This window comes from Azohydromonas australica DSM 1124, from assembly GCF_000430725.1.
Classification (GTDB): Bacteria; Pseudomonadota; Gammaproteobacteria; order Burkholderiales; family Burkholderiaceae_C; genus Azohydromonas; species Azohydromonas australica.
This window is the reverse complement of record NZ_KE387226.1, coordinates 11,345-20,446: the sequence shown is the minus strand read 5'-3', so window position 1 is coordinate 20,446 and position 9,102 is coordinate 11,345. Positions and strand designations below refer to the sequence as shown.

Sequence of the window (9,102 nt, the reverse complement as noted above, 5' to 3'; positions counted from 1 at the left end):
CCTACAGGGCTTGCCCATCAAGCGAGCCGTATACATGCGTGCAGACCAGTTCCATCACAACGTAGAGCTTGCAAAAGGCGTCGGCTCCATACATTGCGGAAAAGTACGAGATCCCCGTCAAGCGGCTCGAATTTGCCGGACACGATGGTCCAAAACGCTTGCCGCGTCCCGATCGTCGTGAACGGTCGGTCACGATGCCGAAATCGGCGGTCACGTTGCGTCGAAATACGCACCACATGGACAGGTAGCAACCCCTGGGCGCCAACTCGCACGCAAGGCACCCGGTTACGAGCGTAACGCACCACTGCTTACGTTAGCTTGCCGGGCGGGCGATCGTGGTGCGCCGCCGCAAAGACGTGCTGGTATCGGCTGCACCAGCATGCTGCAAAGGCGGTGTTCCTGGCCCAGGAGAGCGCTATGAAATACCTTATATCCGGCCTTGCGGCGTTCCATCAGGTTCCGCGTCCCGGCGGCAAGGATCGGTCGCGATCGTGGCGCCTCGCAGACGGCGCTGCCGGGATGCTCGCCATCCTCCTGCCTTTGGCCACTGGCGCTGCTCTGGGCGGCACGCTCATAGACACGACGCCTGGCGCCGAGTCCGAGATCGTTTACTTCGGCGAACCCGATACCACCACCTACGGCCAGACCTTCATGACGCCGCATGCCGACACACGGCTGGACAGCTTTACCTTCTTCCTGAGCCACATCATCGGCAGCACCGTGCGCTTGCGAGCCTACGTGTACGAATGGAATGAAGCCGAGGGCCGGGTGGAAGGCAGCGCGCTCTACACCAGCGGCGTGCGCAATCTGCTTCCAGGGCAGGTGCAGTTCCGGCCCTTCACCATCCGGACCCAGGGTGTGGAATTGACACCCGATCAGGACTACGTCGCCTTCTTCAGCACCGCAGGACTGTTCGACGGCGTCGCGGGACAGGCCCGGTGGCGATCCATTGAAACCGATGCCTACTCGGGCGGCCATTTCGTCTACCACAACAGCGGCGGCCACCTCCCCGATCCGCTAACCAAATGGGATTGCGGCAGCAATTGCGACTTCCAAGGGCCGAGCAGCGATCTTGCATTCCGCATGACCTTCAACATGCCTCCCGTGCCCGAGCCCTCGACAGCGGTGCTGTTGTTGGTGGGGCTGGGTATGGTGGGTGTGGCGACGCGGCGCCGAGGTTCCCCAGAAGCTTGGCCGCATGCTCCAGCATCTGGCGGTGGGTAGAGCACGATGCGATGAGGCGCACATTCGCGGCGGCCTCGCGGTATTCAGGTCGTGCGCCGATGGTGGGCGCAGTGGACAGCGCCCAACGGTCAAATTTGTCGTAGGTATCCCCACACTGGAACATCGCTTGGTCGTAAGGCGCAACATCCGGCCGTGCTCCTTCAAGGTGATCCACGCCCGCGCGAAGTTGGAGATCCTTTCCTGCGCGTGCGACCAGACAGCGAGCGCTACGTACGATCGCCTAGTCCTAAAGCGGCATAGTGGCGCAGCGCGCCGGGGCTGCGACCGCGGATGCGACCGGGCTCAGCGTTGATCCGAACGAAGTCCCCATCCACAGGGCAATCTCGGAAAGCCCCCGCGTCAGGCTGAGGCGCTTGCAGCAGGCACTGGCCCGTCTGGGTGGCGGTGCTGGCCGCTAAAAGCTACGGCACCGAGGACCAGAGCAGGTACGCCACACCAGTGAAGATGGAGGCGTAGGACAGCAGCACGGCAGGGGCCAGCGCGACATCTGTGGAACGCAAGCCAGTTCTCCTCAATTCGAAGCCAGGCAGGCTGCACGACAAGCTCGCGCCCGACACAGTACAGACTAGCGCTGCATCCACGAATGTGCGTATCCCAAACCACACCGCCGTCGCCCGGGTAGGGGTCAACGTCAGCGACAGCGAGGGCCAGCTGCATGCGCTCGACCGCCGCATCGGCATTACGCTGTGGTCGGCGCCGACAGGCCTCTACAACTTTGCGACGCCAGCCCTGGCCGACGGCGTGCTCTACGTCGGCTCTGAGGGCAACGGCCTCCGGGCCCTTGAAGCGAAGACGGGCGCGCTGCGCTGGCAGCAACGCGCCGTGAGCGGCGTGCGCACCTCGCCCGCACCGGTGCCGTGCTGCACAGCCTTGGGGGTGTCGGATTTTGGTGCGCTTCGATGTCAACAACCTAATAGATTCAAAAACTTGCGTCGCTGCGGCTGCGCGACGCGCACCTGGGACAGTTGAAGCCGCTGGCCGACTTCGACTGGAGCTGGCCTAAGGAGATCGACCGTGCCGCCTGTTGGAGGGTAGAGATGACCCTGTTGCCAGAGCCATCCCTACTCTCCAACAGCTGGCGCTGAACGTGCTGCGCTACGCGCACCAGCAGCTCGCACCGTACAAGCGCGTGCGCCGCATCGACTTCCTGACCGAGCTGCCCAAGACTATCTCGGGCAAGCTGCGCCACGTGGAGCAGCGCAGGCTGGAGGCGGATCGCCGCGAGCGCGGCGTGCGCGAGGCCGGGGAGTTCTTCGAGGAGGATTGCCCGGGGTTGAAGTCCGGAGGTTGAACCGCCGGCGCCGAGCGGCCGCGTGCATTGCGAGCACGCGGTCGGCGCGCCTGCCGCTAGTCAGAGTAGGGGTAAGTGCGGCGTGTGGCGCCGCGCCCGCGCCATGCCGCCCAGTGCGCACAGCCCACCCAGCAGCAGTGCCCAGGTGGAAGGCTCCGGCACGGGTGGGCTGAAGGTGAAGTTGTCCAAAGCGAAGGCAAATGAATTGAATTGCTGGCTTTCACCCTCAATGACCAAGGACGCGATGTCGCGCCGGTTGCTGACGAAGCCATGGAAAAACCATTGCCCGACGGTGGGCTCGGTCGCGTAGGTGAGGAGCTGCTCACGGCCCTGAGTGAAGCGGATTGTCAGGTCGAACTTGCTGCCCATGTAGCGATTGGTGTCGAAGCCGAAGGCGGTCACGGGCCGGTCGAAGGTCACCGTGAGCGGATTGCCGTTGGTTTGGACAAAGCCGTCGAGAAAGCCGCCGTCGGAGGTAGGGCCCCGGTCGATGTTGAAAAAAAAGCTCTGACCGATGGCGGTCGAGTAGGTGACTCCCGGTTGTATATCCCCGGGCCGGATCGGGGTGCCATGGTCCACCACGAGGTTGGTCCTGGAGTTGAGCACGCCCGTGCTGATTGGAAAGTGTGAGCTATCGGTGAAACGCTCGACCGTGGCCGGGATAGGCAATACGGCGTCGAAGGCTTGGCGGTCGGAGAAGTGCGTGAGGTTCCCCGCATGGATTGAAGGGGCCAGGACCAGGCTGAAGGCGGCCAAGCCGACAAGCTTCCGGACACTTCGTTGCATGCCGCTGCTCCGTGCGATGAAGGCTCCGTGCAGCATGGCCGGGAAGCGGGCGTTCGGGTGTTGAGCGCGCGTAGCAGATCGGAAAGTGTGTAATCGACGTGGCCGGACAGTCCCGTGCCGCCCGGCCCGGCCTTCACCTTAGGTCGCCTTGGCCTTCACATACCGTCCTGGCGCCGGCTCGATGGGCTTGTGTTTCTTGCTGCTGCCATCTGCGCGCACGAAGCGCGCACTCGGCTCGCATGCCCCTTTTGCGAGCCACAGCTCAGCGTCCCTCTCTTTAGAAAACAATCTCCGGAGCCCGTCCCACGCCGGTGTGCGTTCCTCTATTGCTCAGGGCTGCAGCGCTAGCGCAGCCACCCTTGCCGGCGTGATCTCAGGGATGGCCGCTCCCTCGGCGAACAACTTATCGAGCTTGCGGTTCAGCTCCGTAATCAGCTTGCGCCGCAGTTCTTCGCCCTCGATCTGACGCAAGTCCATGTAAGTCACGAACGCGAGCATGAGCTGCTGCCTGCGGTTGTCCATCCCTACCTCGCTTCCTCGGTGACGGTCCACACGATGTGACTAGGACAATCGTAGTCCCAGCCCGCCAAGGGTCGTCCTTTGCTCTTCACAAACCTGTCACACACCGGGACTCCTCTGCCGCGAAGATGCCGCCCTATCGCGAGGCCAAGGCCACGTGCAGTTGGGAATTGGGGAAATCATGGGTGTCAGAGGGAGGCTTGCTTCGTTGGTCGGTGCCACGTTGCTCGCCGGCGTGGGCGTTTCAGCGCAAGCTGCTCCCGTGAAATCCGCCGGCACGGCTCACGTATCGGTCACGGGTGCCTCCAGTGCCACCCCCGCTTCGGTGCTCCCCGGTACCGCCACGACGGCCAGCACGTCTGCAGCCGCCACGTCCGGCTCCAGCAGTTCCGCCAACGGCATCGGCAAGAACAGCTCCGGTTCGTCGAACAGCTCGGCCAACGGCAACGGGACCAGCGCTGCTTCGCCTTCTTCGGGCGGCTCAGCCAGCAACGGCGCCAGCGCTTCCAACGGCTCCGCCAGCAGTGCCAACAACGGCAACAGCAGCAGCTCCAATGGCAGTGCCAGCACCGGTACGGGCGACGTTCCGACGCCGGGCAGCACGGTTTCGTGGATCGGGTCCACCTTCGACGTGACCTACGCCTACGACGACTTGATCAACGCCACGGCAGCGAATGATTTCTACGGCCTGGTCAGTGGCAATGACAGCAAGGGCATTGACGAGCTGGGCCTGAGCTGGGGCAACGGCTGGACGCTGGTGGCCAAGGACAACACCGACAGCAGCGACGACGTCAGCAGTACCTGGCAAGGCATCAGCTTCACGGTCAATGCCAGTGCCAAGAGCCCGGAGGGATTTTGGTCACTCAGCGGCTCGGGCAGCAGCCTGGCAACCGGACCGCTCCAGCTGGACATGGTGGCCGTGGTGAAGTCGAGCACCGTCTACGCGCTGTACTTCTTCGATGACGTCCTGTTCGACGGCTCGGCCGTTGGCAGCTGGCTGTCGCCTGCCTTCAACAGCAAGGGCGTGCAGCAGGACCTGTCGCACCTGAGCGTGTACCTGCGCATGGGCGATCCGTACGGTGTGCCAAGTGGTACCGGACCGGATTCGGAAGGCATGGCCATGCCTTCCGGCGGCGGTATGGCAATGCCTTCTGGCGGCGACCTGGCCATGGGCGCGGGTGGATCCTTGGGCCCGATTTCCGACCCGGCCCCCAACGCCGTGCCCGAGCCCGGCTCGCTGGCGCTGGTGGGCGTGGCGCTTGGCGCCATGGCAGCCATCCGCCGCAAGGTGATGCGCCGGTCAGCTTGAGCAGCGGCGCCTGACTTGCCCCGATTACAGCGAGCGCGCGCGTGAGAAAGCCGTGCGGCCTGCCCTCTTCCCAGGCTGCTGTATCAGGGAGCAATGGAATCCGGGCACGGATGCCCCAACCAAGACCGTTCCCTCAAGCTGCCCAGAGCCGGCCGCCTGGAGGTGGTAGACGCGGCTGGGGCCATTGAGACCGTGACCGCGCTGCCGAACGGCCCCCCCGCCTACAAAGGCGACGGCGTGTGGCCACAGACCATCCACGACAACCTGCGGCGTCTATTCGAGCGCGTGGCCCAGCGCCTCGAAGGCAAGGACCGGCTCGGTGCGCAGCGGCTGCTGCCTGGCCTCGGCTCACAGGCTGCCACACCAGCGCCAGCACGGCGGTGGCCGCCGGCGTGCCGCTGGACGTGGTGGGCGCGCTGCCGGGCCTCGCCAGCCTCACGACCACATCGCAAGACGTGCACGCCGAGTCGCACCGCGTGGCCAAGGAGATGAAGAAGCTCTGGAAGCAACTGACCTGAGGCGCAGCAACGGCTTGCCCAGTCCAGATCACCTACCCTTCAGTGCACCACCAGCACCGGAACGGCGCTATGCGTGAGCACCTTCGGCGTTTCGCTGCCCCGTAGCAGCGCAGCTACGCCGTGCCTGCCGTGCGAGGCCATGACGATGAGGTCGCAGCCCTGCTGGCTGGCGTAGTTGCAGATCGCCTCCCAAGGATGGGCCGCCTCGACGGTACTGGCACGGCAAGGAACGCCGGCTCTCTGTGCGGCCTCCATGACAGCCTGGACGCGTTGCGAGGCAGTGCGCTCCTGGTCTTCGAAGAACTCCTGCGGCGGCGTGGGCTGTAGGTCGGAAACGGTGCCGTAGGGAAACAGCTCCTTGGCGCTGAGGGTGTGCAGCTCGGCTCCGCAGAGTTTGGCCAAGCCGAGCGCATGGCGCAGTGCTTTGGCGCAGACATCCGAGCCGTCGGTGGGAAAGAGGATGCGGGTGTACATGTCATCCCAGGGCTGCTCACTTCTGCCAAATGCCTGCGTAGTTGAGCACTTTGTCGAGCGAGAACGCATTGCGGTACAGGGCCTGGGAGATATTGCGTTCACCGTTGCCGCGCAGCAGGTTCAGCGCGAGTTGGCGTAGACAGGTGAAGACGCCGGGATTGCGGCGGATGCGGCTGGCGTCCTCAGCCATGGTGGTGTCGAGCACATGAGGCAGGCTGTTCTCGATGCTCCAATGTTTGCGTACGACGCGGGCGAACTCTCGGGCGGTCACCTTGGTGCTGCTGAGCGTGCTGAGGTAGTACGCCGGGGCCTGAGCGCAGGGGACGAAGCAAGCTGTGGCGGTATCAAACACCTCGGTGGTGCGGCGTACATAGATGAGGGTAAGGAAGTGGTCTTGCCAGGACTCCACGCCGCTGCCCGGGGGCAGTGCGCACACCCGCACCTTGCGCTGCTCGACTCGGTTGCGCTGCCCGACATCACAGTCATAGGCGCAATCAGCGACCGGGCATTGCTGCGCGTGTTTGTGCATGGCGTCATGCAGTCGGGGCTGGTTGGCTTTGAGCTGGCACAGCACGTGCGCCCCAGCAGCCGTTACTTGATCAACTGTTTTTTTGCAGATGTAGCGCGTCCAATGTGAAGGTGCACCCGGCCAAGTCCAGTTCTTCGATGAGCCGTTGCACGGCAGGAATCTCGTGGTCCTTGCCTTCGCCCTCGATGAGCACGTGCCCCAACACCAAGCGCTCATGGACTGCCAGCGCACTGAGCACCTGAGCGGCCTTGCGATCCTCGAACTGGTCCCAAGCTGCCGCGCAGCGTCTTGCCGTCCATCGCCGCGAGCGCACGCTGCGCTGGCGCCTCGGGTGCGTCGCACAGCTGCTCCTCGGCCATCAAACGCATTGCCTGCTCCAGCTCTGCCGCATCGAGCCCCTGCAGGATCTTCCTTATCCCTGTGTAGGCCGGTGCGCGCTTCCAAGCGCTGCCGAACGCCTCGTTGAGCCGCTGCCAGTGCGTGTCGATGAACAGGTGGATCTTGCGGTACGACGTTGCCCCGGAAGCGACCGCCAGCACGCAGTACAGCAGTGTGTGCACAAGGTCGTAGCGCTTGCCTTGTGCGCGGCGCGGGTCGCTCACCCTCGCCAGACATTCCTTCAACGTTTTCATCCGCCTGCCGTCATTGCATTACCGGCTCGCCATTATCCTTGGCAGAAGTGAACAGCCCTGGGGTACAGGCCCCACGCAAAGCGGTTCGCGAGGGCTTGCCAATACAGCCCTCGTGCCGCTCTCATTCCCGCGCGAGGGGGGTCCCGTACTTTTCCGAAATTTTGGTGCGCTTGGCCCGGACAGTAGGCCCCTCCCCCGAGGTCCGTACCCACATCGAGCATAGTCCGCCCGCGCTGGCGGCCAATGCGTCCGCGAAGTTGCCTGCAACGGTGTGGGAATATCCAGACACCCACAGTCCGTTGAGATCGCATTCATTCTGGGCTGATTGGTGATCGGGAAACTCGCAACTTTGCAAGCTGGACTTTGGCCATTCCCGCGCTGCAAAGGCGAAGCGGCCCGGCTCGTAGACTGACTTCTTTCCCCGGCCAAGGGAGAAGACCATGTCTGCTCTGCCGACCCGCTTCGCGCAGGTCATTTTGTGGTTCGCGGGGCTGTTTTGTCAGCGGACTTGGCAGCATGCCCAGCTACTGCTTATGGGTGCAGTGCTGGTGCCCGGAGCGCGCACGGTAGCTAGCGTACTGCGGGTACTGGGACTGGCGTACGAGCCGCATTTCGTGAACTTTCATCGCGTGCTCAGCCGCGCGGTGTGGTCGCCACGCGCTGCAGCGCGTGTGCTGCTGGGACTGCTGGTGCGCACCTTCGTGCCCGACGGGCCCATCGTGCTGGGCGTGGACGACACCATCGAGCGCCGGCGCGGTGCACGCATTGCCGCGCTCGGCATCTACCGGGACCCGGTGCGCTCCTCGCGCAGTCATTTCGTCAAAGCCAGTGGGCTGCGCTGGCTCAGCGTGATGCTGCTGGCCCCCATCCCATGGGCGCAACGGGTATGGGCACTGCCCGTGCTCACGGTGCTGGCCCCATCCGAGCGCTACGACCAACAGCGCGGGCGGCGCCACAAGCGGCTGACGGACTATGCGCGCCAGCTGCTTGAGCAGGTCTGGCGCTGGCTGCCAGGGCGCGAATTGGTGCTGGTGGGGGATTCGAGCTTCGCGGCGCTGGAATTGTTGAGCGCACTGGCCACGCGCATGACGTGCATCACGCGGCTGCGGCTGGACGCCGCGCTCTACGCACCCGCACCGCCGAGGGCTCCTGGCAGGCCCGGGCGCCCTGCCAAGAAGGGCAAGCGGCTAGCTTCGCTGGCCCAGGTGCAGTGCAAGTCTCGCACCCGCTGGCAGCACGTGGTGGTGCCGCACTGGTACGGCCAGACGGCACGCCCCGTCGAGATCTTCTCGGGCTGTGCCGTGTGGTACCACGCGGGGATAGCGGCGCTGCCCATCCGCTGGGTGCTCATCCGTGATCCGCTGCGCCGCTTCGACCCACAGGCGCTGCTATGCACCGACCCCAACATGACAGCGTTGCAAGTCGTGCAGCATTACGTGCGGCGCTGGCAAGTGGAAGTCACCTATGAAGAGGTGCGTCGTCACCTCAGTGTGGAGACACAGCGTCAGTGGAGTGATCTGGCTATTGCGCGTACCACGCCGGTCTTGCTGGGTATGTTCTCGCTGGTGACGCTGCTGGCCGACCGACTCGTGCGTGGCGCAAAGCTGCCCATGCGCCATGCCGCGTGGTACGTAAAAACCGTCCCGACATTCAGCGACGCGCTGGCTGCGGTACGAGCCCACTGGTGGCGCGCCATCAGTCTATCAACGTCCCGTTGCGAGCGCGACATCATTAAAGTACCCCGCAGCGTCTGGCGCCGCCTGCACGAGGCGGCCTGCTATGCCGCGTAATGGCCAAAG

General features: G+C 64.5%; 12 protein-coding genes. 6 read left to right on the top strand and 6 right to left on the bottom strand.

Annotated elements, in window-relative coordinates; genetic code table 11:
• Positions 1–417 precede the first annotated feature (417 nt).
• The 3 genes from H537_RS0140075 to H537_RS0140065 all read left to right on the top strand — a co-directional run bounded on the left by H537_RS0140075 (position 418) and on the right by H537_RS0140065 (position 2,536).
• Positions 418–1,224, top strand: a complete 807-nt coding sequence (locus tag H537_RS0140075; RefSeq protein ID WP_156902292.1) for a PEP-CTERM sorting domain-containing protein — start codon at positions 418–420, stop codon at positions 1,222–1,224.
• A 606-nt stretch (positions 1,225–1,830) separates the two neighbouring features.
• Positions 1,831–2,214 carry an outer membrane protein assembly factor BamB family protein gene (locus H537_RS52145; RefSeq protein WP_238446978.1) on the top strand — a complete coding sequence of 128 codons (384 nt, stop codon included), beginning with the start codon at positions 1,831–1,833 and terminating at the stop codon, positions 2,212–2,214.
• Between the two features lie 55 nt (positions 2,215–2,269).
• Complete coding sequence (locus H537_RS0140065) at positions 2,270–2,536, top strand: AMP-binding enzyme (protein WP_375136367.1); 267 nt, start codon at positions 2,270–2,272, stop codon at positions 2,534–2,536.
• A 60-nt stretch (positions 2,537–2,596) separates the two neighbouring features.
• Here the strand turns inward: H537_RS0140065 and H537_RS0140060 are convergent, their stop codons facing one another.
• From H537_RS0140060 to H537_RS0140050, 3 genes are all read right to left on the bottom strand, one after another.
• Positions 2,597–3,322, bottom strand: a complete 726-nt coding sequence (locus H537_RS0140060) for a PEP-CTERM sorting domain-containing protein (protein ID WP_169517204.1) — start codon at positions 3,320–3,322, stop codon at positions 2,597–2,599.
• 330 nt (positions 3,323–3,652) lie between these two features.
• Complete coding sequence (locus tag H537_RS0140055) at positions 3,653–3,844, bottom strand: hypothetical protein (RefSeq protein WP_029002311.1); 192 nt, start codon at positions 3,842–3,844, stop codon at positions 3,653–3,655.
• A gap of 279 nt (positions 3,845–4,123) precedes the next feature.
• Complete coding sequence (locus tag H537_RS0140050; RefSeq protein ID WP_029002310.1) at positions 4,124–4,465, bottom strand: hypothetical protein; 342 nt, start codon at positions 4,463–4,465, stop codon at positions 4,124–4,126.
• Between the two features lie 7 nt (positions 4,466–4,472).
• Here H537_RS0140050 and H537_RS0140045 point away from each other — a divergent pair, with 7 nt between their 5' ends.
• Both H537_RS0140045 and H537_RS56405 read left to right on the top strand, forming a co-directional pair.
• Positions 4,473–5,150, top strand: a complete 678-nt coding sequence (locus H537_RS0140045; RefSeq protein ID WP_029002309.1) for a PEP-CTERM sorting domain-containing protein — start codon at positions 4,473–4,475, stop codon at positions 5,148–5,150.
• 392 nt (positions 5,151–5,542) lie between these two features.
• On the top strand, positions 5,543–5,668 hold the full coding sequence (locus tag H537_RS56405; protein WP_259375269.1) for a hypothetical protein: 126 nt from the start codon (positions 5,543–5,545) through the stop codon (positions 5,666–5,668).
• Positions 5,669–5,707: 39 nt separating this feature from the next.
• Here the strand turns inward: H537_RS56405 and H537_RS0140035 are convergent, their stop codons facing one another.
• From H537_RS0140035 to H537_RS48635, 3 genes are read right to left on the bottom strand one after another with little or no spacing between them, the layout of a single operon-like run.
• The gene (locus tag H537_RS0140035; RefSeq protein WP_029002308.1) at positions 5,708–6,142 is read right to left on the bottom strand and encodes a universal stress protein; all 435 of its coding nucleotides are present in this window, start codon (positions 6,140–6,142) and stop codon (positions 5,708–5,710) included.
• Between the two features lie 16 nt (positions 6,143–6,158).
• The gene (locus H537_RS0140030; protein WP_156902291.1) at positions 6,159–6,887 is read right to left on the bottom strand and encodes an ISAs1 family transposase; all 729 of its coding nucleotides are present in this window, start codon (positions 6,885–6,887) and stop codon (positions 6,159–6,161) included.
• Positions 6,884–7,303, bottom strand: a complete 420-nt coding sequence (locus H537_RS48635; protein WP_084151333.1) for a transposase family protein — start codon at positions 7,301–7,303, stop codon at positions 6,884–6,886. Before H537_RS48635 ends, H537_RS0140030 begins: the two co-directional genes overlap by 4 nt.
• A 440-nt stretch (positions 7,304–7,743) precedes the next feature.
• Between H537_RS48635 and H537_RS0140020 the strand changes: the two genes are divergently transcribed.
• Entirely contained in the window at positions 7,744–9,093 is a 1,350-nt protein-coding gene (locus H537_RS0140020) for an IS701 family transposase (protein WP_029002306.1), read from the top strand.
• Positions 9,094–9,102: the final 9 nt, after the last annotated feature.